30 protein-coding genes are annotated in these 25,439 nt (G+C 34.5%); 21 read left to right on the forward strand and 9 right to left on the reverse strand.

Annotated elements, in window-relative coordinates; all coding sequences use genetic code 11:
- Window positions 1–6 precede the first annotated feature (6 nt).
- The 3 genes from ABH955_RS04515 to ABH955_RS04525 all read left to right on the forward strand — a co-directional run bounded on the left by ABH955_RS04515 (window position 7) and on the right by ABH955_RS04525 (window position 3,645).
- Entirely contained in the window at window positions 7–1,203 is a 1,197-nt protein-coding gene (locus ABH955_RS04515) for a macrolide family glycosyltransferase (protein WP_340952557.1), read from the forward strand.
- 76 nt (window positions 1,204–1,279) lie between these two features.
- On the forward strand, window positions 1,280–1,840 hold the full coding sequence (locus ABH955_RS04520) for a phosphatase (RefSeq protein WP_340953931.1): 561 nt from the start codon (window positions 1,280–1,282) through the stop codon (window positions 1,838–1,840).
- Window positions 1,841–2,277: 437 nt separating this feature from the next.
- Entirely contained in the window at window positions 2,278–3,645 is a 1,368-nt protein-coding gene (locus tag ABH955_RS04525) for a lytic polysaccharide monooxygenase (RefSeq protein ID WP_340952556.1), read from the forward strand.
- Window positions 3,646–3,857: 212 nt separating this feature from the next.
- On the opposite strand, the gene ABH955_RS04530 is transcribed toward ABH955_RS04525, so the two are convergent.
- The 3 genes from ABH955_RS04530 to ABH955_RS04540 form a co-directional block, all read right to left on the reverse strand.
- Window positions 3,858–4,292, reverse strand: a complete 435-nt coding sequence (locus ABH955_RS04530; protein ID WP_404448788.1) for a GNAT family N-acetyltransferase — start codon at window positions 4,290–4,292, stop codon at window positions 3,858–3,860.
- Between the two features lie 105 nt (window positions 4,293–4,397).
- Window positions 4,398–5,060: a ribose 5-phosphate isomerase A gene (gene rpiA, locus ABH955_RS04535; protein ID WP_098168322.1), complete on the reverse strand. Its 663-nt coding sequence runs from the start codon at window positions 5,058–5,060 to the stop codon at window positions 4,398–4,400.
- 4 nt (window positions 5,061–5,064) lie between these two features.
- Entirely contained in the window at window positions 5,065–5,385 is a 321-nt protein-coding gene (locus tag ABH955_RS04540) for a 2Fe-2S iron-sulfur cluster-binding protein (RefSeq protein WP_002147392.1), read from the reverse strand.
- A 143-nt stretch (window positions 5,386–5,528) separates the two neighbouring features.
- Between ABH955_RS04540 and ABH955_RS04545 the strand changes: the two genes are divergently transcribed.
- Together ABH955_RS04545 and clpP are read left to right on the forward strand one after the other, a co-directional pair.
- Window positions 5,529–6,215 carry an RNA polymerase subunit sigma-70 gene (locus ABH955_RS04545; protein ID WP_340952548.1) on the forward strand — a complete coding sequence of 229 codons (687 nt, stop codon included), beginning with the start codon at window positions 5,529–5,531 and terminating at the stop codon, window positions 6,213–6,215.
- A 20-nt stretch (window positions 6,216–6,235) separates the two neighbouring features.
- Window positions 6,236–6,817, forward strand: a complete 582-nt coding sequence (clpP, locus tag ABH955_RS04550; RefSeq protein WP_404448794.1) for an ATP-dependent Clp endopeptidase proteolytic subunit ClpP — start codon at window positions 6,236–6,238, stop codon at window positions 6,815–6,817.
- Window positions 6,818–6,863: 46 nt separating this feature from the next.
- On the opposite strand, the gene ABH955_RS04555 is transcribed toward clpP, so the two are convergent.
- Entirely contained in the window at window positions 6,864–7,721 is an 858-nt protein-coding gene (locus ABH955_RS04555) for a glycine betaine ABC transporter substrate-binding protein (protein ID WP_215583671.1), read from the reverse strand.
- A 173-nt stretch (window positions 7,722–7,894) separates the two neighbouring features.
- On the opposite strand from ABH955_RS04555, the gene ABH955_RS04560 reads away from it, so the two are divergent.
- A complete protein-coding gene (locus ABH955_RS04560) occupies window positions 7,895–9,100 on the forward strand; it encodes a quaternary amine ABC transporter ATP-binding protein (protein ID WP_000370622.1) in 1,206 nt (401 codons plus the stop codon).
- Window positions 9,093–9,929, forward strand: coding sequence for an ABC transporter permease (locus ABH955_RS04565; RefSeq protein WP_002127727.1), 837 nt, complete (start codon window positions 9,093–9,095; stop codon window positions 9,927–9,929). The genes ABH955_RS04560 and ABH955_RS04565 overlap by 8 nt, the downstream gene beginning before the upstream one ends.
- A gap of 47 nt (window positions 9,930–9,976) precedes the next feature.
- Here the strand turns inward: ABH955_RS04565 and ABH955_RS04570 are convergent, their stop codons facing one another.
- Complete coding sequence (locus tag ABH955_RS04570) at window positions 9,977–10,213, reverse strand: hypothetical protein (protein WP_002110275.1); 237 nt, start codon at window positions 10,211–10,213, stop codon at window positions 9,977–9,979.
- A gap of 215 nt (window positions 10,214–10,428) precedes the next feature.
- Between ABH955_RS04570 and ABH955_RS04575 the strand changes: the two genes are divergently transcribed.
- From ABH955_RS04575 to ABH955_RS04595, 5 genes are all read left to right on the forward strand, one after another.
- A complete protein-coding gene (locus tag ABH955_RS04575; protein ID WP_016095574.1) occupies window positions 10,429–10,602 on the forward strand; it encodes a glycine zipper domain-containing protein in 174 nt (57 codons plus the stop codon).
- Between the two features lie 104 nt (window positions 10,603–10,706).
- A complete protein-coding gene (locus ABH955_RS04580; RefSeq protein ID WP_404453911.1) occupies window positions 10,707–11,198 on the forward strand; it encodes an HIT family protein in 492 nt (163 codons plus the stop codon).
- Window positions 11,176–12,018, forward strand: a complete 843-nt coding sequence (locus ABH955_RS04585; RefSeq protein ID WP_404453621.1) for a PP2C family serine/threonine-protein phosphatase — start codon at window positions 11,176–11,178, stop codon at window positions 12,016–12,018. Before ABH955_RS04580 ends, ABH955_RS04585 begins: the two co-directional genes overlap by 23 nt.
- 63 nt (window positions 12,019–12,081) lie before the next feature.
- The gene (locus ABH955_RS04590; RefSeq protein WP_082180372.1) at window positions 12,082–12,399 is read left to right on the forward strand and encodes a DUF4181 domain-containing protein; all 318 of its coding nucleotides are present in this window, start codon (window positions 12,082–12,084) and stop codon (window positions 12,397–12,399) included.
- A 165-nt stretch (window positions 12,400–12,564) separates the two neighbouring features.
- Window positions 12,565–12,948 carry a DUF4181 domain-containing protein gene (locus tag ABH955_RS04595; RefSeq protein ID WP_404453627.1) on the forward strand — a complete coding sequence of 128 codons (384 nt, stop codon included), beginning with the start codon at window positions 12,565–12,567 and terminating at the stop codon, window positions 12,946–12,948.
- A gap of 108 nt (window positions 12,949–13,056) precedes the next feature.
- On the opposite strand, the gene ABH955_RS04600 is transcribed toward ABH955_RS04595, so the two are convergent.
- Entirely contained in the window at window positions 13,057–13,566 is a 510-nt protein-coding gene (locus ABH955_RS04600) for a GrpB family protein (protein ID WP_404453630.1), read from the reverse strand.
- 39 nt (window positions 13,567–13,605) lie between these two features.
- A complete protein-coding gene (locus ABH955_RS04605; RefSeq protein ID WP_404453633.1) occupies window positions 13,606–14,451 on the reverse strand; it encodes an oxidoreductase in 846 nt (281 codons plus the stop codon).
- 135 nt (window positions 14,452–14,586) lie between these two features.
- Between ABH955_RS04605 and ABH955_RS04610 the strand changes: the two genes are divergently transcribed.
- From ABH955_RS04610 to lpdA, 7 genes are all read left to right on the forward strand, one after another.
- Complete coding sequence (locus ABH955_RS04610; protein WP_404448807.1) at window positions 14,587–15,546, forward strand: helix-turn-helix domain-containing protein; 960 nt, start codon at window positions 14,587–14,589, stop codon at window positions 15,544–15,546.
- Window positions 15,547–15,669: 123 nt separating this feature from the next.
- On the forward strand, window positions 15,670–16,866 hold the full coding sequence (locus tag ABH955_RS04615) for an MFS transporter (RefSeq protein ID WP_404448809.1): 1,197 nt from the start codon (window positions 15,670–15,672) through the stop codon (window positions 16,864–16,866).
- Between the two features lie 41 nt (window positions 16,867–16,907).
- Entirely contained in the window at window positions 16,908–17,387 is a 480-nt protein-coding gene (locus ABH955_RS04620; RefSeq protein ID WP_404448811.1) for a DinB family protein, read from the forward strand.
- Window positions 17,388–17,556: 169 nt separating this feature from the next.
- Window positions 17,557–18,555, forward strand: a complete 999-nt coding sequence (gene acoA / locus ABH955_RS04625; RefSeq protein WP_000921285.1) for an acetoin:2,6-dichlorophenolindophenol oxidoreductase subunit alpha — start codon at window positions 17,557–17,559, stop codon at window positions 18,553–18,555.
- A 17-nt stretch (window positions 18,556–18,572) separates the two neighbouring features.
- Window positions 18,573–19,607, forward strand: coding sequence for an acetoin:2,6-dichlorophenolindophenol oxidoreductase subunit beta (gene acoB / locus ABH955_RS04630; protein WP_074608677.1), 1,035 nt, complete (start codon window positions 18,573–18,575; stop codon window positions 19,605–19,607).
- Between the two features lie 27 nt (window positions 19,608–19,634).
- Window positions 19,635–20,834 carry a dihydrolipoamide acetyltransferase family protein gene (locus tag ABH955_RS04635; RefSeq protein WP_404448813.1) on the forward strand — a complete coding sequence of 400 codons (1,200 nt, stop codon included), beginning with the start codon at window positions 19,635–19,637 and terminating at the stop codon, window positions 20,832–20,834.
- A 15-nt stretch (window positions 20,835–20,849) separates the two neighbouring features.
- Window positions 20,850–22,229 carry a dihydrolipoyl dehydrogenase gene (gene lpdA / locus ABH955_RS04640; RefSeq protein WP_404448815.1) on the forward strand — a complete coding sequence of 460 codons (1,380 nt, stop codon included), beginning with the start codon at window positions 20,850–20,852 and terminating at the stop codon, window positions 22,227–22,229.
- A 168-nt stretch (window positions 22,230–22,397) separates the two neighbouring features.
- On the opposite strand, the gene ABH955_RS04645 is transcribed toward lpdA, so the two are convergent.
- Complete coding sequence (locus tag ABH955_RS04645; protein ID WP_000914462.1) at window positions 22,398–22,991, reverse strand: hypothetical protein; 594 nt, start codon at window positions 22,989–22,991, stop codon at window positions 22,398–22,400.
- 220 nt (window positions 22,992–23,211) lie between these two features.
- Between ABH955_RS04645 and ABH955_RS04650 the strand changes: the two genes are divergently transcribed.
- Window positions 23,212–23,868 (forward strand): DUF4085 family protein, encoded by a 657-nt coding sequence (locus ABH955_RS04650; protein ID WP_404448817.1) that lies wholly within the window; start codon window positions 23,212–23,214, stop codon window positions 23,866–23,868.
- A 49-nt stretch (window positions 23,869–23,917) separates the two neighbouring features.
- Here ABH955_RS04650 and ABH955_RS04655 read toward each other — a convergent pair whose 3' ends face one another.
- Window positions 23,918–24,409 carry a hypothetical protein gene (locus tag ABH955_RS04655; protein WP_060751402.1) on the reverse strand — a complete coding sequence of 164 codons (492 nt, stop codon included), beginning with the start codon at window positions 24,407–24,409 and terminating at the stop codon, window positions 23,918–23,920.
- A gap of 253 nt (window positions 24,410–24,662) precedes the next feature.
- Here ABH955_RS04655 and ABH955_RS04660 point away from each other — a divergent pair, with 253 nt between their 5' ends.
- Window positions 24,663–25,433, forward strand: a complete 771-nt coding sequence (locus tag ABH955_RS04660) for a DeoR/GlpR family DNA-binding transcription regulator (protein ID WP_113936323.1) — start codon at window positions 24,663–24,665, stop codon at window positions 25,431–25,433.
- The last annotated feature ends 6 nt before the right edge of the window (window positions 25,434–25,439 follow it).

The raw sequence follows: 25,439 nt of genomic DNA on the forward strand, positions 1-25,439 counted from the left end.
TTTTGAATGGCACGTGTTTTATTCATTAACGCTGGATCAGAAGGACATATAAATCCAACATTACATGTTGTAGAAGAACTGATTTCTCGCGGTGAAGAGGTAGTTTATTTTTCAATAGAGGCTTTCAGGGAGCGTATTGAGAAGACAGGTGCTACTGTACGAACGATTGATGATCAAAAATTTATACAAGCATTTCTTTCCGGTGGTCGGAATTATTTACAGGAAAGAATAAATGGTCTTTTACATACAGCAGATGTTATTATACCGAGTGTTCTAGAACAAATTGAAGGAGAACATTTTGATTATATTATTCATGATTCGATGTTTGGCTGTGGACGCTTAATTGCCCAAATTCTTAATCTTCCAGCCATAAATTCATGCACATCTTTTGCACAAGATGAAAAATCATTTAAACAAATGTTAGACCATCTTTCTAAAAATATCCCACTGGAATTTCAGGATAGAATACATAATGATTTTGAAAACTTAACTAATGGAATTACAGAAAAATATGGTGTTGATATAAACTCACCGTATGAAGTTTTCTGTAATCCAGCTTCACTTACTATTGTGTATACAATTAAGGAGTTCCAACCTTTTGGGGATACATTTAATGAAACATTCAAATTTGTGGGTCCATCTATCTCTACACAAGTGAAAAATGAAGGTTTTGATTACACTTCAATTGAAGAAAAAAGCCTGATTTACATTTCATTAGGTACTGTTTTTAATGAAGCGCTTGATTTTTATAAACTTTGTATGAAGGCGTTCGAGAATAGTAAGCATACAATTGTTATGTCTATTGGCAACAAAATGGAAATAAGTGATGTAGGTAATATCCCTAAAAACTTCATTGTGAAAAACTATGTACCACAAACTGAACTTCTCAAATATACGAAACTATTTATTACACACGGCGGTATGAACAGTACGCATGAAGGGATATATAACGGTGTTCCACTCGTTGTAATTCCGCAAAGTGCAGATCAGCCAGTAATCGCAAAGCAAGTGGAGAGTCTCGGGGCAGGAGTTAAATTGCAAATGCAAGGATTAACTGCGGATCAACTAAGTGAAAGTGTAGAAATAGTATTAAATAATCCGTCATGTAAAGAAGCTACTTTGAATTTGAAGGAGTCTCTCCGAAAATCAGGTGGGTATAAGCAAGCAGTTGATGAAATTTTTAAATTTACAGGCTGTTATTAAAACTATACATGTGAAAGGGTGTCTATATTAAATGATATAGACACTTTTATGTTATATGAAGCGAGGAATTGATGAAATGGAAAGAATGAAAATACTAGATGTAAATTTTGCTGACATGACAGCTACACCATTTTTTCAAGTGGAGGCGAAAAATAGAATTAGATTCGATATAGAATTATTTGAGGGTAATTTGAGAGGATTAAGAGGGATTTTGACTGAACTTTTTAAAAGTCCTGATGCAATTGATGTTTCATTTATTTCCGGTTACATAACATATGGTAAAAGTAAGAGAATAAATGAGAAAACAAAAATTGGAAGGTTCATGAAGATTAAGAATTGGGCAGAAACGAAAGTAGACGTTGATGATCTTGAAAGTACAATCATATTTACTACGATTAAAGGTGTACATGAAGATGAAGTATATAAGTATTGCAAGTATGTCGTTAATGGTGGTCAGCAAGCGTATATTTCTTTTTATAACGATACTTATTTATTGTATATAAGTACAGACGTTATTGACATTGTTTCACCAGATACAAGTTTAATAGAAAAGTTAAAACTTCAATACAGTGAAGAATATGATAAGTTTTATGAAACTATATTGACGGATTCGGAAATGTTTACAAGTGATAAGTAATTTCAAAGTATTGATAGAAAGATATATGGAAAATGGAGATGGCACGTTGTTTTAAAATAATGTGATCTCACATTGCCATGCGTTTTAAGTTAACGATGAAGGGTTCAAGACGACTTGGTGCAATTCATCCATATATATACCTAAAATTTTTCATTACAAGTACTACAATTTCTATTGCTCACTTTTACTTTATAAATTTAGGATGTAGTTTTACGTGTTAGTAGTAATTTCACTGTTTCTGCACAACTTCTGCACACATTTAGGTGATTTCTATGTCATGATATATTCAGTAAGTGAAATATATCACAAGAAATGAAATGTTTCTTTACGACGGTGTATGCATATTTACGTATACACGAAATAAGGTTGACTCTTGTTATTCTTTTACATCAAAGCCCACATTACACTACGAAGTATAACAAGAAGGGGACAGGAACATGAATAATCGATTTTTAAAACAACTACAAAACTTGAAAATGAACAAAAAAAGTATAGGAGCTGTTGCATTAACAGCTGGAATTATCGGCACGACACTTATTCCTCAAAATGCATACGCGCACGGCTTTGTTGAAAAGCCTGGTAGCCGTTCCGCTTTATGTAGTCCAACTTATGGTGCTCTAAATGTAAACTGCGGAAGTGTTATGTATGAACCACAAAGTTTAGAAGCTCCAAAAGGATTCCCACAAGGTGGCCCAGTTGATGGGCAAATCGCTTCTGCAGGTGGCAAATTTGGCGGTATTTTAGATCAACAAGCAGCGGATCGTTGGTTTAAAAATACAATCACTGGTGGGGAAAATACATTTACTTGGAAGTATACAGCGCCTCACTTAACAAGCAAATGGCATTACTATATTACAAAAAAAGGATGGAATCCAAATAAAGCACTAACAAGAGCAGACTTTGAGCCGATTGGCACTGTACAACATGATGGTTCTGCAGCTTCAAATAATTTAACTCACAAAATCAATGTACCTACTGACCGTAGTGGATATCATGTGATTTTAGCAGTATGGGATGTAGCTGATACAGTAAATGCATTCTATAATGTAATTGATGTTAACCTCATCAACGATGTGAAACCAGACACAGAAGCTCCAAGTATTCCAAATGGACTTCAGACGCAAAAAGTAACAGCAAATAGTATAGAACTAACATGGAACACTTCTACGGATAATGTAGGGGTGAAAGGATATCAAGTTTTCCGTAACGGAGAGATGATTGACACTGTACTAGGCACTCATTTTATTAATAAACAATTAAAACCAAGTACAGAATACACTTATACTGTAAAAGCAATTGACGCGGCTGGCAATGTATCGAAAGAAAGTACAGCGCTTACAGTGAAAACGACAGTTGAGGCTCCTGATACAGAAGCACCAACACAACCAAAAGGATTACATAGCATGGGAACAACAGCGTCAAGTGTGGATCTAATGTGGAGTCCATCTGATGATAACGTTGGTGTAGACTATTACGATATTTATAGAGAAATAGAAGGAACAATGAAAAAAATTGCAACATCCAATACGACTTCTTATATGGATAAAAATTTACTCGCTAATACTACTTATAAATATGCAGTGAAAGCAGTGGATGTAGTTGGAAATGAATCCGTACAAAGTGATACGTTCACAATTACTACAAAAACTGAAAGCGCTTCATATGAAGCGTGGAATGCAAAGAAAGCATATAAAAAGGGAGATAGAGTTTTACACGAGGGAAAAGTGTATGAGGCAGTCCAGAATTATGAAGGACATGGGGATCCAAACTGGATTTTTGCTTTATCCTTATGGAAAACAGTGTAAGCTTTACCTCAAAATGAAATGAAAGATGATGGGCTTTGATACAAAAAAAGGAAGCTTGAGAATTAACTTTTCTGCTTATAAAAAAGACGACGTATTCAGCGTCGTCTTTTTGTATTAATCTAGAATATTCATCAAAGAGACTTTCAAACGAATACGCTACAGAAAGGTTACTATACGAATACATAATGTAGAATCATATAGTAACCTTTCTATTATGATAACACTTTCGTCATAAGAATATGTGGAATTCCATCTTCCATAAATAGGTCGGAAGAAGTTTGATAGCCTAATTTTTCATAAAACCCTTCAGCTTGTGTTTGACCGTGTAGTTTAACTTTGTTTGCTTCTTTGTTACGAGCAATCTCTTCTAACTTTTGAATGATTACTTTGCCTAATCCGTATTTGCGATAGTCTTTTAAAATACAAATTCTTTCTAGTTTACCCATTCCGTCAACGAATCGTATACGGCCAGTTCCTACAGGAAGTTCATTATAATAAACTAATATATGTTTGCATGCCTCGCCAATTTGGTCATATGTATCGAATTCATCTTCAAGTGGGACACCTTGTTCTTTTACGAATACTTCTTTTCGAATGTGAAAGGCAGTTTCTAAATCTGTAAGTTCTGTTATAAGTTTGGATTGCAAATTGTTCAGCCCTTTCTAGTGTGATATGAATGTGTTTTCATAGTATATCATAATGTAATACTATAAAAGAAAAAACTGACTTGCAAAAGTCAGCCTTTAAAATGCTTAATATTCTTTTATACCGTTTTTTGTTCCGATGATCGCTTTGCTCGTCATATTGATAAATAATCCTGTTTCAACTACACCGGTAATCATCTTTAACTCTGTATGTGTATCATTTGGATTCAATATTTTGTTTGGAAAAATACAATCAATAATTAAATTGCCGTTATCAGTTATAAATGGTCCGCCATCTTTCATACGTAAACGTGTTTCGCATCCTAAAGATTGAATTCTCTTTTCAGTTTGCTTCCAAGAGAAGGGGATGATTTCAATAGGAAGTGGAAAGGTACCTAAATGTGAAACGAGTTTGGATTCATCTGCAATAATTATAAGCTTTTCAGAGGAGGTAGCGACAATTTTTTCGCGAAGTAATGCACCACCGCCACCTTTTATTAATTGTAAATCATTATTGATTTCATCTGCACCATCGATTGTAAGATCGAGTATGTCGATTTCATTTAAAGAGATTAAAGGAATAGCTAGTTGTTTAGCTAATACTTCAGTTTCTTTTGACGTTGGTACAGCTTGAATGGATAAACCTTCTTGCACACGTTCACCTAACTTTTGTATTGTCCAATATACAGTTGAACCCGTACCAAGTCCAACCTTCATTCCATCTTTTACAAAGCCAGCAGCATATTCACCGGCTAGCTGTTTTAAATTCATCCTTTTACTCCGCCGGACGTGGTCCAGCATCTAAACCGGAACTTTCAACTGTAAGTATTGGGCGCACAGTAATATCTTTATGTACACGCATTTGGCACGATAATCGTAAGTGGTCTTCAATTCCTTTTTCCGTAATAGCTTGTTTTTCATCATTTGTAGCTTCACAAAAATCACCTGCAATGACTTCAACTCTACAAGTTGTACATCTTGCTTTACCACCGCAACGATGAAGAATGTGTACACCGTTATCTTCAAGTGCTAATACTAATTTTGTCCCTTCTTCAACATCAAAAGTTCCGGTACCTTCAACTGTTAATTTTGGCAAATTGATTCCTCCTCATGTAAAATGCTATATAACATATTTATGACCCGTATTCATGAACATAAACATAAAATTAATTATAAGCCCCGTAACTTTTTTCTTTGTTCAATCGTTTAATAAGTAAGCGCTGAAAAGGAGTGGTTATTTTGTGCACAAAAGTAACTCCAGTTTTAAAGGATCATATCGATATGAATCATTCAAATATAAATTTTTTAATTGAACATTATGCAGAGGTAAAAAGATACTGTACGTTTTTGACAAAAAACAAATGGGATGGGGAAGACCTTGCCCAAGAAGCAATTTGCAAAGTTCTTCAAAAGTATAGTGAGAAGGAAATTTGTATAACGCTTCTGTATAAAATTGCTCGAAATCAATGGTTAGATCAAATGAAATCAAAATCCGTTCAAGAAAAGTTAGAACAGCAAAATACATTTGAAGAACCACATGGGAAAATTGCAGATTTGCATGAAATGGTAGGGAAAGTATTGTCTTCGTTAAATGTGCAACAATCTGTAATTTTATTATTGAAGGATGTTTTTCAGTATAGTATCGCGGATATTGCTAAAGTATGTTCGGTATCAGAAGGTGCAGTGAAAGCATCGTTATTTAGGAGTAGAAATAGGCTGAAAACTGTAAGTGAAGAAGGCATTGAAATAGTGGAGTACACGGATGATATTGAAATCGTTGTAACTTCTATTCGTGAAGAAAGACCTGAATTGTTGACGAAACTGCTCCCAACAATAGACTTTACTAAGTTACCATCAATACAACCGGTGTTATTATTCAGTATGAAAAAACCTTCTTCTTACAGTTGTATGCTTAGTGCGGCATAAAATAGATGGAGGGATTTAATATGAATACAATTCCTTACGTAGTAGAACAAACGAAATTAGGAGAACGCTCCTATGATATATATTCAAGATTATTAAAAGACCGAATTATTATGATTGGTTCAGAAATTAACGATCAAGTTGCAAGCAGTGTAGTAGCACAATTATTATTTTTAGAAGCGGAAGATGCAGGAAAAGATATATTCCTGTATATCAATAGTCCAGGCGGTTCAACGACAGCGGGATTTGCAATATTAGATACGATGAACCTTATTAAACCAGATGTGCAAACACTTTGTATGGGCTTTGCGGCATCATTTGGTGCGCTTTTACTATTAGCTGGCGCAAAGGGAAAAAGATTTGCGCTACCTAACAGTGAAATCATGATTCATCAACCGCTCGGCGGTGTAAAAGGGCAAGCAACAGAGATTGAAATTACAGCAAAAAGAATATTAAAGTTAAAACATGATATTAACAAAATCATATCTGATCGAACAGGGCAACCAGTAGAAAAGGTAGCTCATGATACAGAAAGAGATTATTTTATGACGGCAGTAGAAGCGAAGGAATATGGAATTGTTGATGCAGTTATTGAGAAAAAATAACATGAAACAGGCTAGAGAATATGATAAATTCCCTAGCCTGTTTTTGTCATTCTTTTACCCATTCATCAACTAAAGCTTGATTTTTTTTAATCCATTTTCGCGCGGCTTCTTCCGGATCTTTCGTTTTATTTAGCATGACCATTAAAGTACCTAGTTGTTCATCGTTCATTTTCCATTGATCAAAGTATTTCACAATATCCGGATGATCTTTTTCGAAACCTTTGCGAACGGAGTAATAAATGTCATCTTTTTCACCATATACTTTCTTAGGGTCTTTTAAATATTTTAAGTCAAATTCTGAAAAGCCCCAATGCGGATTCCAAAGCGTAACAGCGATTGGTTTCTTTTTCGTATATGCCTTCTTGAGTTCGCTCATCATCGCAGCTTCTGAAGATTGGACAAGTTTTAATTTTATATCATATGCCTTCATTGCTTTATTCGTTAAATTCATTAGGCTACTACCAGGTTCAATCCCAACAATTTTATTATCTAGCTCATCTTTATGTGCATTTAAATCTTCAATACTGTTAACGTTTTTCACATAAGAAGGGACGACTAAACCAAGCCCGGTACCTTCATACCATTTTGATTTTAAGACGAAGTCATCTTTGTAACGGGCATTTAATGGTTTATCCGTAACAGGAAGCCATACTTCTAGATTCGCATCAACATCACCACGTGCGACGCCAGTCCATATCGCAGCTTTTTCTAAATACATGAGTTCAACTTTATAGCCTTTTTCTTCTAATAAAACTTTCCACATATTTGCGGTTGCGATATTTTCTTTCCAACTTGTTACACCAAGTTTAATTTTTCCTTTCGAATTTGCATTTGTTGCATTACAAGAAGTGAAAATCATACTAATAAATAGTAACAGACTTATAATCCATATTTTTTTTCGCATTCAAAACCTCCTGTGAAGCTTTTGCTTTTCATAAATTAATCTATAAGTGAACCTTCTTATTATGAACGGAAACAAGAATTTTTAAAGAAATCTTATATATGTCATTTTTATGTAATATTTCTCTGTAAAATCGCAACACTATGTAAATAGATGGGTAGAAAAGGAGTAGTGACATGGATAATACAAAGGTACGTGTTGAAAATGTAACAAAAGTTTTTGGGAAACATCCGCAACGAGCGCTTACCTTATTAAAAGAAGGAAAAAGCAAATCGGAAATTTTAAAGGAGACAGGAATGAACGTTGGTGTGAAAAAGGCAACGTTTGAAGTATACACTGGAGAAATTTTCGTTATTATGGGTTTGTCTGGTAGTGGGAAATCTACATTGGTTCGAATGCTAAATCAATTAATTAAACCGACAGCGGGGCATATATACATAGATGGTGAAGATATCGCGACGATGGGAAAAGAAGAGTTGCGAAGAGTAAGAAGAACGAAGATGAGCATGGTATTTCAAAAGTTCGCTTTATTTCCGCACCGTACAGTGATACAAAACGTTGCGTACGGGTTAGAAATTCAAGGAGTTCCAGTAGAGGAAAGAGAAAATAAGGCGTTAGAATCGCTACAGTTAGTAGGGCTAGATCATCATAAAGATAATTACCCAAGCCAACTTAGTGGTGGTATGCAGCAGCGTGTTGGAATCGCAAGGGCACTAACGAATAATCCAGATGTATTACTAATGGACGAGTCATTTAGTGCATTAGATCCACTAATTCGAAAAGAAATGCAAGATGAATTGTTAGAGTTACAAGATAAAATGGAAAAAACAATTATATTTATTACACATGATTTAGATGAAGCTCTTCGAATTGGTGATCGTATCGCATTAATGAAAGATGGAGAAATTGTCCAAATTGGAACACCGGAAGAAATTATGATGAGTCCTGCCAATGAATTTGTAGAGAAATTCGTGGCGGACGTGAATTTAGGAAAAGTAATTACGGCGGAATCTATATTGAAACGACCGGAGACTTTATTAATTGATCGTGGACCACGTGTAGCACTTCAAATTATGAGGAATGCAGGTGTTTCTACGGTATATGTTGTAAACAAAAAGTATGAATTTCTAGGTATATTAACTGCGGATGATGCAAGTAAAGCGGTACAAAAACAATGGCCAATTGCTGATTTATTACTTAACGATATCCCGCACGTGTATTTAGATACATTACTGGAAGAAACGTATGCAAAAATGGCGGAGATGAAATATCCATTACCGGTAATTGATGAAAAGAAAAGGTTAAGAGGAATTATTAAACGTGAAAGTGTCATTCAAGCTCTTGCAGGAAACATCGAGGAAGAGGTGAAAGACGATGAATAATATTCCGCGCATTCCATTAGGCGAATGGGTTGATTCATTTGTTGCAAGTTTATATGAGCACTTTGAAGGCTTGTTCCGAGGATTCTCCTATATTATCGGTGGATTCGTTGATTTACTCACTAATTTTTTAACAATAATACCAGCCATAGTGATGATTATCATCTTATGTTTCCTCATTTGGTACACAACGAGGAAATTATCTTTAGTCATTTTTACGCTCATCGGATTATTATTTATTTTAAATATTAACTACTGGGCACAAACGATGCAAACATTAGCGCTCGTACTTACGTCAGTTATTATTTCAATTATTATCGGAATTCCCATTGGCATTTTAGCATCTCAAAATGAACGTTTCTCAAAATTTTTAAAGCCGACATTAGATTTTATGCAAACAATGCCGGCATTCGTCTATCTCATTCCCGCGATAACATTTTTTGGAGTAGGCGTCGTACCAGGCATTATTGCTTCCGTTATTTTTGCTATGCCACCGACAATCAGATTTACAGACTTAGGAATTAGACAAGTTCCAGAAGATTTAATTGAAGCTGCGAATGCATTTGGCTCTACCGCATCACAAAAATTATTTAAAGTACAATTACCGCTCGCAACCGGAACGATCATGGCTGGCGTGAATCAAAGTATTATGCTTTCGTTATCAATGGTTGTAACAGCTTCACTTGTAGGAGCGCCAGGACTTGGCGTCGATGTGTATCGCTCTGTAACACAAGTAAATATCGGAATGGGATTTGAAGCTGGACTAGCTATCGTCGTGATTGCGATTATATTAGATCGAATTACGCAAGGGTTTTATACAAAAAGAAAATAATTCAAAAAACACACTTTATACTACAAAGTGTGTTTTTTGAATTCGAATTACATCCGAACAATAACAGAACCTCCAGCTGGTGCACAAACTTGGTTTTGCTGTTGTTCCATTGATTTAATTAAATGATTATTTTCTTCGATTAATGAGATTAATTTAGCTAATTGGCTTTCAAGGCTTGCGATGCGCTGCATCATGTATTGCGAATCATAATGCAGTGTATTCCTTACTGGATGGGGGGAGTAAGCATATTGTTGATTTATATTTGGATTCCAATGAGGATACATTTGAATCGTTCCTCCTTCAATAAATTACTGATCTTTCTTATAGTAAATGCCTATGTATATGTAATGGTGACTTGAAAATTCTTTCAAACGAAGAGGATTATGTAGGGGGAATGGAAAAGTAATAAAGTACATTTTTTGGAAATTTTTAAGCGGAATAGTAAATATATTAGGAAACAGCAACGTTCATGTAAATAGATATTATATAGGGAGAAATGATGAGAGGAGATGCAATTTTGTCTAAACATAAAAAAAGAAATGATGCTATGACAATTGGTGTCGCTATAGGTGTTGTAATCGGTGTAATTCCTGGTGTATTTACTGATAATATAGCAATCGGAATAGCGATTGGGATTGCAGTTGGAATGGGGATTACGCTTTTGAAGAAATAATGAGTTGTAAATTATTTTAATGTGAAAATTCTCATTTAAAGAGATTGAATTTTCGGAATATAAAACCTATTTCTCCTTTTTTTATGATATTATATATGCAAAGGATGGTGATGAATATGCCAATAAACAATCAAGCAGAACAAAACTGCTTCATTTGTGAAAAACATAAAGGGAATATTACAGTTCCGGGTGGAGCTATTTACGAAGATGAACTCGTTTACGTTGGACATGTCCATTGGGATGCAGAAGAAATATATCTTGGTTATGTAATGATAGATATAAAAAGACATGTACCTGGTCTCGCTGAATTAACTGAAAATGAGGCAAAAGCATTCGGACTTATAACAAGTAGAATAAGTAAAGCGTTAAAAGAAAGCGAAGGTGCAGAACATATTTACACTTTCGTTTCAGGAAATGGTGTACCGCATATGCATATGCACATTATACCGCGTTATCCAAATACACCAAAAGAGTTTTGGTTACCGACTGAAGTAGCAAATTGGACTGGTGCACCCTATGGAGATTCAGAGAAAATAAAAAAACTATGCGAAAGAATACGAAAGTATATGGTGAATGAGTATGCATACAACAAATAATACACAATATTCATGGGTTGGAAGTAGAGAAATGTGTTTAGACGAAGTTTCAGTCAAGCAATATGGTGATATCGTACTTGGTAAATACGGCGGAAATATAAGTGCCGGAGCAAAAAAGAATGAAGACGGTGCATTAGTTTGGTCGAATGGTGATTGGGAATTCACCGTTATATTAGACGGACATAATAGTGCAGAAAGTGTTGATTTAGTAGTAAGTACGATTCAAGCAGAATATGAAAATATAAAAGTAATTATGAATGAACCGATTGAAACAGTATTTCGATCTGTTGAAAATCATATACTTACAATTTTTCAATCCTCCTCATTTAAAGAAAAGTGCAAAAGAGTAAAAGGTGAAACAGCTTGCTTAATATGTGTAAGAAAAGAAAATTACATATGGTGGCTATCTATTGGTGATTGCCTAGTTTATGTATTTCATGATGAATTACATAAATTAGGACAATATACATTAAACCAACGTCAATTTTATGAATGGATTGGTAATGTAAACACGTTTGATTTACCCGTTCCATGCTATTCTTCAGGAATTCGTGAACTACGTACTGGAAAGAATCGAATTGTAATGGTGACAGATGGGATATTAGAATGCGGGGAACGCCGTTATGAAACGCCATTAAACCTATACAGTGATATGAATAAAAATAATATAGAGCTTAAAGAAAATGTTCACAATATTTTAGAACACGTTCATCATCAATTAGGACGAGATAGTGCGACCATTATTAGTTGGGATTATGAAAATGATGCATATGCTACGTATCCGAGTGATCAGCCGGAGAAAATTAAAGTTAAAAAATAAAAAGGAGAGGGTTGTCTGTCAGTTACAAAAATATCCTTATTAATTTTATGGGTGCTATCTTTATTGGTTTTTGAAAGAATAGCGAGAAGACAGTTAAATATACCGAAACAAAAAGGATGGAATAACCAATATGTGAATGATACACATAAATGGGGAAATAGAATTATTATTTCCTCTTATATAGTTGTTATTGCTATAAGCACTTTTCTTCCAAATCGTATATTTATGGGCTATGTACCTCTTTTGTTTTTTATTACGTTATATGGATTTCAATCATATATGGAGTGGAAGTATGATAAGGAATCGCGTGAGTTTTTGATTTCATTATTAGGAGTTGTAGCATTAATAATAACAGGGTTCATACTATATTTCTTCCTTTAATATAGTATAAATTTAAAGTAAGAGGGAGAGAAGAAATGAAAAGACCTTTCTTACGTGCAGAAGCGATCATTTTTAATGAAGATCATTCAAGAATACTCGTTCAATAACCGTTAATATAGTCCACTTTATTTTAAACAATTCAATGAAGTAATAGGAGGAATGATATTGAGAACCTATACATTTTGGATTATAATTTTTGTTTTTTGTATAGCGGGCTACTTTTTGGATCGATTTTTAAGAAAAAAATTGAATATGCCAAAGAGCGGATTTTGGGGATATAAGAAACATGTAAATAGTTTACATAAAAAATTGGAAATAGGACTACTTTTTATTTATTTAATAACTAGCTTTATATTTATCTTTAAATTCGAACGTGTAAATATTGCTTATGTCATTTTTACTTATTTAGGGGGGACGATAATCTTAAGAGCATTGATGGAATGGAAGTATGATAGAGAATCGAAAGAATATATATTTTCGATAATTGGGATATTCACGTTTATTTTTATGACTTCAATACTATTTTACTTCTTTCCATCTGCTGCATAATAAAATGATTTTTGAAGGTATAAATAATGAAATAACTAATTAATAAGAAACCATTTATCTATACATGAATGGTTTCTTATTATGTGTACGAAGTTCGGTCTTCGCAATTTAATCATTTATTTTAGTCAAGATGGATTTAATGAAATTTGTTTTATCCTCTGCATATTTATGCTTATCATTTGGGTTAGCTTTTGAAAGTTGAATCTTTAACTGTTCATACTGCATACGAGAGGTTTTATTGTCTATTAAGTAATCTCTGAATTTTAATTGTTCTATTAAATATGGATTCCCTTGTTCATACATATGAATTTGATGGGTTCTTGGCTCACCTTTATTGAAATAATACCTTTCTGGTAATACATCTTTTCTATATTTATAATTTAATTGTTCTAGGTTTGTAATACATTTTAGACCACTTTTGGAATCTCTTAATTCCATCGCAATATCAATAATAGGTTTTGCGCTTAAATGCGGGATGGAAGTACTTCCAATATGGTGTATTGCTAAAATATATTTTCCAATGTGTTCCTCAATTAATTGTTTTTCTTTTGAAAACTCAAATTCCCATTCTTCGGACCACGGAACTAAAAACACTTTACCATAGGGTAAACCTAGCATTTAATTAGCACCCCTTACATATTTTTTAAATAAAGTTACTTACATTTTCTTAAAGCTCCTCAATACAAGAAACTCCCACAATCTCCAAGGAAGAACCTTCTTCGCAAAGATCATAAATTTTACACCTTTCCCAATTGGGTATCGTAATGTAGTACGCCTTGCTTCAGCAATTTCTACGATTTTATTTGCAACATCCATCGGATTACCAAGTGTATCGTTGCCATTGTTTATGTGCTTTTGTATTTTATCCATATATTCTTTGTAAGGAGAGGTTGTATCAGATTGGTTTTCAGCTAATTGTTTACCAACTTCCCATATGTTCGTGTTATAAGAACCAGGTTCAAGTAAGGCAACGTCTATTCCGAAAGGCTTTACTTCTAAGCGAAGGGATTCACTCCAGCCTTCTAATGCATACTTTGAAGAAACGTAAGGGGATAAACCAGGGAATCCTACTTGCCCGCTAATACTGCTTATATTAATGATTTTTCCGCTTTTCTGCTTTCTCATATATGGTAAGACAAGTTGCGTGATGGATATAGCTCCAAAAAGATTTGTTTCAAATTGTTTTCGGTATTCCTCCACTGGGATTTCTTCGATAAAGCCCCCATTTGCATATCCTGCATTATTTATGAGAATGTCTATTCTGTTTATTTCGTTTAAAAATAATTGGAAGTTATGTATAGAACTTTGATCTGTTACATCTAATTGTTGAACTTTTATATTTTGTTGTAAGTGGAGTTTAGTAGCTTGAGATATTAAGTCTACTTGTTTTTCAAGATTTCGCATTGTAGCAATGACAAAATAGTCTTTTTTCGCAAGTTCAAGTGTCGTTAAAAGTCCGAATCCACTTGATGCCCCTGTAATAATCGCGATTTTTTTATTCATTGTTCGCTCGCTTTCTTTTTCTTTTATCATAACGAGTTATGGGAATAAAATCTATTTATTGTATAAAGATATTTGTTATAATTGAAAATAATTATCAATTAAATTTTAGTTTTATATAAAAGGAGTGTGGATTTCATGAAGACTAACGGTTTTCATGATATTTTTCATAAATACTTTCATGGTTTACAAGTTGTAGAGGAAAAACATATGAATATGCCCAAAACAATAGGTATGGGTGAAATACGAAGATGGACTTCATTTTCAGGTATGGAAATTGTGTTATCAAATTATCAATTTCATAATAACCATCGCATTCAGTTTGCATCGGACGCAGCAATGGTGGAGCTTAATTTTTGTTTACAAGGGTTCGGAGAAGTGCAAGTTGGTCATTCTTCGTATGAATTAATGACTGGAAATAGCTATTTATATTTTATGAATGATTTTGATGTAGTATTTGAATATGAAAAAGAAACGCCTCTATATTCATTAGCGATTGGGATTCCTGTACAATTGTTTAATCATTTCATGATGAATAATGCTATTGAAAAAAGTCTTGATTTTCATTCTATATTAGGAAATCAATCTTTTAAAAAGTTTCAAAATCCAATTGATTCTATAACATCTAGTCTTATTAAGAGAATGATAGAGCATCCCCAAAAGGATCGTATTAATCAACTAGAAATAGAAAGTAAAGCGCTCGAATTGCTTTCTATACATTTTGGGAGAGTGTTGCTTAATGATGGTGACGCAAATAAAAGGAGTCAATTATCAAAAAAGGATTTGAATAAAATAAAACAAGCCGAAGAAATTTTACTTCAACGAATGGAATCACCCCCATCATTATTAGAATTGGCTAAAATAGTAGGATTAAATGATTATAAATTAAAAATTGGGTTTAAAGAATTATTTGGGACGTCCACATTTGCATATTTACGAGAAAAACGTATGGAACATGCGATAGATTTACTGCGTTCGGGAAATAGTAATGTGACCGAAACGGCATTTGCAGTTGGATACAATAATGTCAGTCATTTTTCAGAGTTATTTCGTAAAAAGTATGGAATGAATCCATCAGAACTTTTACGTATTTATTAACGTAAAACAGGAATAATCCGCTATACCGTAAATTCCTCCGTCATTTGGTAGTTGCTTTTTGTAATGGTCATTATAATTACAAACAACATCCAATTGGAAATAACTTTTTATGGAGGAATTTAAATGAAAGAGCGGAATGAAAGTCATTTTTGGCTATTTGTATTAACAGGGATGTTTCTTATTATAACAACGACTGGATTTGCTCGTATGGCATATGGAATTATATTGCCATTTATGCAGGAAGGACTCCGCTTGTCCACAGCTCAATCAGGTATGCTAGGAACGATACTCTTTTTAGGCTATTTATTAACAGTCGGAACATCTGGAATACTCACCATTCGTTTTGGAGCAAAATCAGTTTTATTAATAGGGAGTTGGCTCGTCGTTATAAGTTTAATAGGATTAGCATTTGTTTCCTCATTTTGGGTAGCTTCTATTTGTTTGTTATGTGCTGGGGCTGGTAGTGCCCTTGTATATACACCACTTATGTCAATGACAGTAGGATGGTTTCCAGACAAAAGAGGAATTGTAATGGGCCTGTTATTAAGTGGTGCTGGCATAGGTATGTTATTTAGTGGAATAATTGTTCCTTATGTAGTACGTACACTCCCAGAGTATAGTTGGCGTGGTGCGTGGTTTTTGTTTGGAGTTATTACATGTATCGTTGTATTCGTCGCTTCAATTGTTTTGAAAAACCCAGAGGTTACTAGAGCTGAGGAAAAAAGGATTAATAAATCGTTTTTATGGAAAACGAAAGCGCTATATATCATTGCATGGATGTATTTTATTGTTGGTGTTGTATATTTGATTCCAAATCTATATCAAACTAGTTTTATGATTGATAGTGGTATTTCGGCATCAATTTCGGGAACTGTTTATGCGATTGCTGGTATGTTTTCAATTGTAGGAGCTCCTGTCTGGGGAGTGATTTCGGATCGGATTGGTATACAGAAGACGTTATGTGTTGCACTTTTATTAGCTGTAATAGGTGATATGATTCCAATTATATCTGAAAGTATAACTGGCTTTATCATATCGGCAATTATTTGGGGTTCTAGCCTCGGAGGTATCCTTTTATTAATTCAAGTCGCGGCATCAAAGCAAGTATCTCTCAAATATGTTTCAATGGCAATTAGTTTTATATCCGTTTTCTATGCAGTTGGTCAAATGATCGGACCAGGACTTGCGGGGTGGATTATTGGGGTAATTGGTTATACAGCAGCGTATGGATTAGGTGCTTTCGGTTTCTTTATGTGCATATGTATGGGATTGAGACTAAAAAGAGGGGATCTTGCAAACTCAGCGTATATAGAGAAGTGAGTATTGTCTTGAAATGAATCTTTTTAACGGGGGGAAGTAAAGTGTTCCATGTTAAAGACGTATTAGCAGATCAGTTATTAGCAAATGCGAATGATCCCAGTTGGTATATTCCATTTTCAGATGCAGTTAAGGATTTATCTGAGAGAGAAGCTTTCTGGAAACCGAATGAAGAGTGTAATAGTATAGCTGAAATTGTACAACATTTACTTTATTGGAATACGACGTGGCAAACTAGGTACAAAGAATCAAATGTTAATGCCGTGCCCGCTATTGGTGATAATAACAAAAGTTTTATGCTATCTGATAATCAAACATTTGAAGAGTTAAGAGAAAAACTATTAGAGAAACTGTTACAATGGCAAAATCTTATAAATGAAGATAAGGTTGAAAGTGATGTAGTTGGATTTCCTGTATGTGCGAAGTGGTGGGAAGTATTAGCTAATGTAACGACTCATAACGCGTATCACATTGGTCAAATTATTTACATTCGGAAATTACAGAAGAGTTTTGATAATGAATAAGATAATAATTCTCAAATTAGGTGAACAAAAGTGGACAAAACGAGACAGATGTCTCATTTTGTCCACTTTTTTATTATGAAAGAAAAGAGAAAACCTATTAAATCAGGGATTAGAATTTGGCACAGTACTTGCAATATAAAAGATGAACAAGAAAATAGGAGGGCTGAACATGTTAAAAACAACTGAAAGTAAAGGGAATGAAATTACGAAAGAACAAGCTCGTTGGATGTATGAAAAAATGTTAGAGATTCGTAAGTTTGAAGACAAGGTGCATGAATTGTTCGCGCAAGGCGTTTTGCCAGGTTTCGTTCATCTATACGCTGGTGAAGAAGCGGTAGCAGTTGGTGTATGTGCCCACTTAACAGATAGTGACAGTATTACAAGTACGCATAGAGGTCACGGCCATTGTATCGCAAAAGGTTGTGATTTAAATGGCATGATGGCTGAACTTTTTGGGAAAGCGACAGGGTTATGTAAAGGTAAAGGTGGTTCAATGCATATTGCCGATTTAGATAAAGGAATGCTTGGTGCAAATGGGATTGTAGGCGGAGGTTTTCCACTTGCTTGCGGTTCAGCATTAACAGCTAAATATAAAGGAACGAAAGATGTGAGTGTTTGCTTCTTCGGCGACGGAGCAAATAATGAAGGGACATTTCACGAAGGGGTTAATTTAGCAGCGATTTGGAAGTTACCAGTTATTTTTATCGCAGAAAATAACGGCTACGGTGAAGCAACAACATTTGAATATGCGTCAAGTTGTGATTCCATTGCAGATCGAGCGAAAGCTTACAATATTCCAGGTGTTCAAGTGGATGGAAAAGATTTACTTGCAGTGTATAAAGCGGCGGAAGAAGCAGTAGAACGTGCGCGTAATGGCGGTGGCCCAACAATAATTGAATGTATGACATATCGTAATTACGGTCATTTCGAAGGTGAAGCGCAAACATATAAAACTTCAGAAGAAAAAGAAGAACATTTAAATGAAAAAGATGCGATTGTGAATTTCCGTAAGCATTTAATTCATGAAGCTTTATTAACGGAATCTGAACTTGTGGATATGGAAAAGGCAGTAGATGAAGCAGTGCAAAGATCGATTGAATTTAGTGAAAATAGTCCATATCCAGAGGATGAAGAATTATTAAAAGATGTATACGTTTCTTACAAATAAGAGGAGGGTGAAAAATAATGACTAGAACAGTAAGTATGTCAACTGCAATCAATGAAGCGATGAAAATATCAATGCGTCGTGATGAAAACGTAATTTTAATCGGAGAAGATGTTGCAGGCGGTGCACAAGTGGATCACTTGCAAGATGATGAAGCATGGGGCGGTGTACTCGGTGTTACGAAAGGACTTGTACAAGAATTTGGCCGAAATCGTATTTTAGATACTCCAATTTCAGAAGCGGGTTATATGGGAGCGGCGATGGCAGCTGCGGCAACAGGTTTACGTCCGATAGCTGAATTAATGTTTAATGATTTTATCGGAAGTTGTCTTGATCAAGTATTAAACCAAGGTGCAAAGTTCCGCTATATGTTCGGTGGTAAAGCGAAAGTGCCAGTTACAGTACGTACGATGCACGGTGCTGGATTTAGCGCAGCGGCACAGCATTCACAAAGTTTATATGCGTTATTTACGAGCATTCCAGGTATAAAAGTTGTCGTTCCTTCCACTCCTTATGACGCAAAAGGCTTATTATTAGCGGCAATTGAAGATGACGACCCAGTAATCTTCTTTGAAGATAAAACACTTTACAATATGAAAGGCGAAGTACCAGAAGGGTACTATACAATTCCTTTAGGAAAAGCAGATATTAAACGTGAAGGTTCTGATGTAACAATCGTTGCAATTGGAAAACAAGTTCATACAGCGCTCGCTGCTGCTGAGCAATTAGCGAAAAAAGGACTTGAAGTAGAAGTAATCGATCCGCGTTCTTTATCACCGCTGGATGAAGATACGATTTTAGCATCTGTTGAAAAAACGAATCGCCTGATTGTTATTGACGAAGCAAATCCAAGATGTAGTATCGCAACAGATATTGCGGCAATTGTAGCGGATAAAGGATTCGATTTGTTAGATGCACCTATTAAACGAATTACAGCACCACATACACCAGTTCCGTTTTCGCCACCACTTGAAAAGTTATATTTACCAACGCCGGAGAAAGTAATTGAAACTGTATCAGAAATGATCGGAGACCAATCTTTATTACATGTGTAATGAAACGATGAGAAGGGAGAGAGAAACATGGCTGTAGAAGTTGTAATGCCGAAGTTAGGTATGGCGATGAAAGAAGGTATTATTACGAGCTGGAATATTAAAGCAGGTGATAATGTAGAAAAAGGTGAACTAATTGCTAGTATTAACTCGGAAAAAATCGAAACTGAAATAGAAGCACCAGCTGATGGAACTGTTCTTGATATAGCTGTAAGTGAAGATGAGGGAGTGCCGCCAGGTACTGTAATTTGCTACATCGGTAAACCGAACGAAAAAGTAGAAGCTCATGAAAACATACATGTTGTAGAAGAAAAAGCATCTAATCCAGAACCTAAAAAGGTACAACATCCAGAACCATATGCGATAGATGTGACGAAGCAAAGAGTTAAAATATCTCCAGTAGCAAAGAAAATTGCAAAAACTGAAAATCTCGATATTAGATCATTAATTGGTACAGGACCTGGCGGAAGAATTACAAAGGTAGATGTATTAAAGGCGCTTGAAGAAAGAGTAGCAATTCCAGAAGTACTTGAACAAGAAGAAAGTAAAGTCATTCCTATTACTGGTATGCGAAAAGCAATTGCGAACCGTATGCATGCAAGCCTACAAAATAGTGCGCAATTAACATTAACGATGAAAGTAAATGTTACAGATTTAGTTGCTTTACATAAAGAAATAGCGGAAGTTGTACAAAAACGATACGATAACAAACTAACTATTACTGATTTCGTTTCTCGTGCTGTTGTATTAGCGCTTAGAGAGCATAAAGAAATGAACAGCGCGTATATAAATGATGCCATTCATCAATTTGAACATGTTCATTTAGGTATGGCGGTCGCGTTAGAAAAAGGATTAGTCGTTCCAGCTATTCGCTTTGCTAATAATCTATCTTTAGTAGAGTTATCTAAAGAGATTAAAAATGTGGCACAAAAGGCACGAGCAGGCAGTTTAAGTAGTGATGATATGCAAGGGACAACATTTACAATTAGTAATTTAGGTAGCTTCGGTATTGAATATTTTACGCCAGTATTAAATACACCTGAAACTGGTATTTTAGGTGTAGGTGCAATTGAACATGTTCCTGTATATAAAGGGAAAAAATTAAGAAAAGGAAGTATGTTACCTTTAAGTTTAACATTTGATCATCGTGTACTAGACGGTGCACCAGCAGCTGCATTTTTACGCACAATTAAACGTTATTTAGAAGAGCCTGTAACAATTCTTTTATAAAGAGAAGGTGAGAAAATGAGTAATTTAGTTGTTATTGGGGGCGGACCTGCTGGTTATGTAGCGGCAATTACCGCGGCTCAAAATGGAAAAGATGTCACTCTTATTGATGAAGCTGATCTTGGCGGGACTTGTTTAAATGTCGGTTGTATGCCTACGAAATCATTGTTAGAAAGTGCGGAAGTATACGATATTGTTAATCATGCGAATCGTTTTGGAGTATTAGTAGATAAGCAGAATATATCAATTGATTGGAAACAAATACAGACGAAAAAATCACAAATTGTTACGCAACTCGTACAAGGTATACAATATTTAATGAAGAAAAATAAAATAAAAGTTATACAAGGTAAAGCGAAATTTGAAACGGATCACCGTGTACGAGTTACACATGGTGATAAAGAAGATGTAGTAGTTGGAGACCAGTTTATTATAGCGGCAGGATCAGAACCAACTGAATTACCTTTTGCTCCATTTGATGGGAAGTGGATTTTAAATAGTAGTCATGCAATGTCCCTAGAAAATATACCAAAATCATTATTAATCGTTGGTGGTGGTGTAATAGGTTGCGAGTTTGCAAGCATTTATAGTCGTCTTGGAACAAAAGTTACGATTGTTGAAATGGCATCGCAATTATTACCTGGTGAAGATGAAGATATCGCACAAATTTTAAGGGAGAAACTAGAAAATGATGGCGTAAAAATATTTACAGGAGCGGCTTTAAAAGGATTAAATAATTATAAGAAGCAGACTTCATTTGAATATGAAGGAAGTATCCAAGAAGCCAACCCGGAATTCATTCTCGTTTCTGTAGGTCGAAAACCACGTGTACAAGAATTAGCTTTAGAAAAAGCAGGCATTCAATTTTCAAATAAAGGAATTTCTGTGAATGAACATATGCAAACAAACAGATCACATATTTACGCAGCGGGTGATGTGATTGGTGGAATACAGCTTGCTCACGTTGCCTTCCATGAAGGAACGACAGCGGCATTACACGCGAGCGGAGAAGATGTGAAAGTAAACTATCATGCTGTACCTCGCTGTATTTATACAGCTCCAGAAATTGCTAGTGTCGGTTTAACAGAAAAAGGAGCAAGAGAGCAATACGGTGACATCCTCATCGGAGAATTCGCATTTACAGCGAACGGAAAAGCGCTTATTATTGGAGAACAAACGGGGAAAGTAAAAGTTATTGTGGAACCTAAATATCAAGAAATTGTAGGGATTTCTATTATCGGTCCTCGTGCAACCGAACTAATCGGACAAGGAACGGTGATGATTCATACAGAAGTTACAGCTGATATAATGCGAGATTATATTGCAGCGCATCCCACTTTATCTGAAGCGATTCATGAGGCATTATTGCAGGCAGTAGGACATGCTGTACATGCTTGAAGGTAAAAAGACCAGTCTAATATGACTGGTCTTTTTAGTAAATAATATTTAAGTAGCAATATGTATAAAAAGATACTAGAAAAATCACTATACTCTCATGTTTTTTTAATCGATGAGAGTATAGTGATTTTGAAACTTCTTCACTTATTTAATTGAAATGCGCTGTTACTATTTAATTTCAATAGCTGAAGTTATATCGTTCCAATCTGCAGCTAAATTAGCAGTTTGACCATACCAATCAGAGTGTCTAAAGGAGACACCTTTTCCATATCCTTGAGTTGAAGAATGTTCCCATAGTGTTGTTGAATAACTTGCAGAAGGTGAAGCTGTACTTACAGAAGAAATTCTGTCGTTCCAGCTAGAAGGTAGGTTTTTAAAGCCACTGCTCCAATAAATATACTGTCCACCTTTATTTTGATGCTCATAAAAATCGGTACTACCAGCACCACTACCTAAAGGGTTAATTTGATTTTTAAGTGCCTTTTTATCCTTTTCAATAAAAGCATTCAATGTTTCTCTGCTAGTAAAGCCATAAGCTAACCAATCTCCATTTTCATTTTGCTTAGGTAGTACCATAGTAATTTGGATGTCTTTTTTTGATTGATCGCTTAATTTTGTGAATGAATTAACATTCTTTTCATCAACTTTTAAATAATCAAATGATTTAATTGTATTATCTTTTTCTGCAGCACTTACTACTCCTAATCCTCCAGTTAATGCAAAACCTGCTACTAATGTCCCTGCTACTAATTTCTTCAACATATAACCATCCCTTTTTGTTTAGATTTTTGTACAGGTAAAACTTGTACATGTAAAATGTATTCTAATTTCGAATTTTTGTAAATATTCTGAAGTTTTAGAAATAATAGGCGGAATATTTACAGTTTTGCATTTATTCTTTAGAAAAAATAGCTATTGGAATGATATAATAAATAGATATATTGCTTTTGTTGGATGTTAAAATGTTTTAGGAGGAAAGCCATTGCAGTATTTCAATAAAGATTGGTATAAAGAAATGCAAGTATCTGGATTTTTAATTTTCTCAGAAACATTAGAAGAATGGGAAGAGATTTTGCGAGAGAGCGAAAAGGTAGGAATGGATTATAAGAAAAGTTTGAGAGAAGACGTGGAAGAAAAGAAAGAAGATTTATTAAAGTTTCTACCTAAGTCACTACATCCATACATTCATGATAATACAATTAAGTCAGAATACCCATCAGAAAAGTTAAAGAAACTTATGCTTGATTGGACAGAAGATTATGAGAAAAGAATGAATGATTTAGAACAAGCTTATATAGATAATTATAATGCTATAAAAGAGAAGCTCGCGCAGAATGTCGTTCAACTACATGAATACTCACTACATGACAGTGTAGTCAAATCAGTAGAGAGAAGATCAAAAGATACGCTAATTATAACTTTAGATTGCAGTGGTACTTTCAGTGAATTTGACAAACTGGAAGTAACTTTTACAGGCGTAACGAAATGTTCTATTCCGGAAAATTTTGAAGGTGCTTGGTGGTTATATCATGAAATAGATCTTACTAATGAAGGTTTCGAATTGGGTGTTTTATTTGATTGCCCATTTGAAGAAGTGACGATTTGTGCAAAAGATATATTGTTTGAGAAAGGTAACTAGTAAACTTTATAACTTTACAAACAAAAAAACAGTCTTATATGACTGTTTTTTATTTAGATGCTAAATTATCAAGTTTCCAATATGTATCTGTTAACGGCGCAGCTTTGCTATCTATGTATAAATACATATTATTTAAATCTTTTGGAGAAGTTTTCATATTAAATACAATGTCGGTAGTTAAAGAAAACTCAGATGGAACCTTTTTAGCATTTTCATTTTGTATAAATTCACCTTCGTATTTTTCACCCGTTTTTTCATCTTTTATGAAATATTTTATTTCTGAAAGATCTATCGTTTGTCCGTCAGCACGAGCATTATTTATAGTAACGCGAGCTGTGAGACGCCACTCTTTGTCTATTTTATCGAATTTAGCATTTTCAACAGTTGCTCTATAGTATTCGTTTTTAAATATTTCCCCATAGTGCATTGCATTCTTTTCAAAAGCGCTCTTTTCTTGTTTTGGTGCAGTATTTCCACTACATCCTGCCATTATTCCTGTAAATAATAATGCTGTACAAGTTACTTTAATTATAGATTTCATAGTAATCCCTTTCTGTATTAAAAAGTAAAAAATAGGAATAATTTTACATCAATAGGAAGATAAATGGAAGTATGTTTGTGGAATATGCAAATATACATTTATTTCGTTTTCAAGTTAATGGGATAAAAATAGAGAGAAAAACTGTATAAAGCTGAAGAAATAAGAATTGAAAATATTGTAAAACAGAAAAAACATGCATATAATTGAATGAGAAGGATTAAATTTCTGAATCTTCAATAACGGTGGTGGGAACATGTTTACTGAAGAGCGTAGAGAGAAAATTTTAGAGTTACTTAAGAAAGATGGAAGAGTAATCGCAAAGGATCTTGCGGAAAGTTTTGATATGTCTATTGATTCTATAAGAAGAGATTTGTCTATTATGGAGAAGGATGGTTTATTAAAAAGAACGCACGGAGGTGCAGTTGAACTTACGCGAGTGAGAAACTTAGTTGCCGAACCATCGAAACGTTATCGTGATGGTTCAATAGATGAAGATGCGATTGCGAAAGTTGCTGTATCCTACATACAAGAAGGAGATTCCGTTTTTATTGGCGGGGCTTCCATTCATTATGCCATGTTAAAGTATTTACCTGAAACATCATTTATAGTTATTACGAATGCTTTAGAAATTGCTAGTAAGTTACGAGAATATAAGAACATTGATACGTACTTAATTGGTGGAAAAGTGAAACCATCAGGAAATATGACAGATACACTGGCCTCTGAATTGATAAGTAGATTCTCTATTGATCTTTATTTCTCTACAGGTGGCGGTATTTCATTGAATGGTATAAGTACTGCGACACCGGAAGTTGCTTATTTTGGAAAAACAGTAAGTAAAATTGCTAGAAGAAATATTTGTTTAGCTCCTCATAATAAACTTGGAATAGACTGTTTTATAAAAGGAGAGTCACTGTTAGAAATTGACCTTATAATAACAGATGAAGGGGCTAGTAAAGAAACGATTCAACAATTTGAGAAACAAGGTAAAGAAATTGTAATAGCGTCAATAGACCTCATTTAAAAGGAG

It is taken from the genome of Bacillus sp. RC240, assembly GCF_044907945.1.
Lineage (GTDB): Bacteria > Bacillota > Bacilli > Bacillales > Bacillaceae_G > Bacillus_A > Bacillus_A mycoides.

Bases quoted from the DNA above. Each gene is read 5' to 3' on its own strand.
- ABH955_RS04515 (WP_340952557.1), top strand. From the start codon at position 7: ATGGCACGTGTTTTATTCATTAACGCTGGATCAGAAGGACATATAAAT.
- ABH955_RS04520 (WP_340953931.1), top strand. From the start codon at position 1,280: ATGGAAAGAATGAAAATACTAGATGTAAATTTTGCTGACATGACAGCT.
- ABH955_RS04525 (WP_340952556.1), top strand. From the start codon at position 2,278: ATGAATAATCGATTTTTAAAACAACTACAAAACTTGAAAATGAACAAA.
- rpiA (WP_098168322.1), bottom strand. From the start codon at position 5,060: ATGAATTTAAAACAGCTAGCCGGTGAATATGCTGCTGGCTTTGTAAAA.
- clpP (WP_404448794.1), top strand. From the start codon at position 6,236: ATGAATACAATTCCTTACGTAGTAGAACAAACGAAATTAGGAGAACGC.
- ABH955_RS04555 (WP_215583671.1), bottom strand. From the start codon at position 7,721: ATGCGAAAAAAAATATGGATTATAAGTCTGTTACTATTTATTAGTATG.
- ABH955_RS04560 (WP_000370622.1), top strand. From the start codon at position 7,895: ATGGATAATACAAAGGTACGTGTTGAAAATGTAACAAAAGTTTTTGGG.
- ABH955_RS04565 (WP_002127727.1), top strand. From the start codon at position 9,093: ATGAATAATATTCCGCGCATTCCATTAGGCGAATGGGTTGATTCATTT.
- ABH955_RS04570 (WP_002110275.1), bottom strand. From the start codon at position 10,213: ATGTATCCTCATTGGAATCCAAATATAAATCAACAATATGCTTACTCC.
- ABH955_RS04575 (WP_016095574.1), top strand. From the start codon at position 10,429: ATGAGAGGAGATGCAATTTTGTCTAAACATAAAAAAAGAAATGATGCT.
- ABH955_RS04580 (WP_404453911.1), top strand. From the start codon at position 10,707: ATGGTGATGAATATGCCAATAAACAATCAAGCAGAACAAAACTGCTTC.
- ABH955_RS04585 (WP_404453621.1), top strand. From the start codon at position 11,176: ATGAGTATGCATACAACAAATAATACACAATATTCATGGGTTGGAAGT.
- ABH955_RS04600 (WP_404453630.1), bottom strand. From the start codon at position 13,566: ATGCTAGGTTTACCCTATGGTAAAGTGTTTTTAGTTCCGTGGTCCGAA.
- ABH955_RS04605 (WP_404453633.1), bottom strand. From the start codon at position 14,451: ATGAATAAAAAAATCGCGATTATTACAGGGGCATCAAGTGGATTCGGA.
- ABH955_RS04610 (WP_404448807.1), top strand. From the start codon at position 14,587: ATGAAGACTAACGGTTTTCATGATATTTTTCATAAATACTTTCATGGT.
- ABH955_RS04615 (WP_404448809.1), top strand. From the start codon at position 15,670: ATGAAAGAGCGGAATGAAAGTCATTTTTGGCTATTTGTATTAACAGGG.
- acoA (WP_000921285.1), top strand. From the start codon at position 17,557: ATGTTAAAAACAACTGAAAGTAAAGGGAATGAAATTACGAAAGAACAA.
- acoB (WP_074608677.1), top strand. From the start codon at position 18,573: ATGACTAGAACAGTAAGTATGTCAACTGCAATCAATGAAGCGATGAAA.
- ABH955_RS04635 (WP_404448813.1), top strand. From the start codon at position 19,635: ATGGCTGTAGAAGTTGTAATGCCGAAGTTAGGTATGGCGATGAAAGAA.
- lpdA (WP_404448815.1), top strand. From the start codon at position 20,850: ATGAGTAATTTAGTTGTTATTGGGGGCGGACCTGCTGGTTATGTAGCG.
- ABH955_RS04645 (WP_000914462.1), bottom strand. From the start codon at position 22,991: ATGTTGAAGAAATTAGTAGCAGGGACATTAGTAGCAGGTTTTGCATTA.
- ABH955_RS04655 (WP_060751402.1), bottom strand. From the start codon at position 24,409: ATGAAATCTATAATTAAAGTAACTTGTACAGCATTATTATTTACAGGA.
- ABH955_RS04660 (WP_113936323.1), top strand. From the start codon at position 24,663: ATGTTTACTGAAGAGCGTAGAGAGAAAATTTTAGAGTTACTTAAGAAA.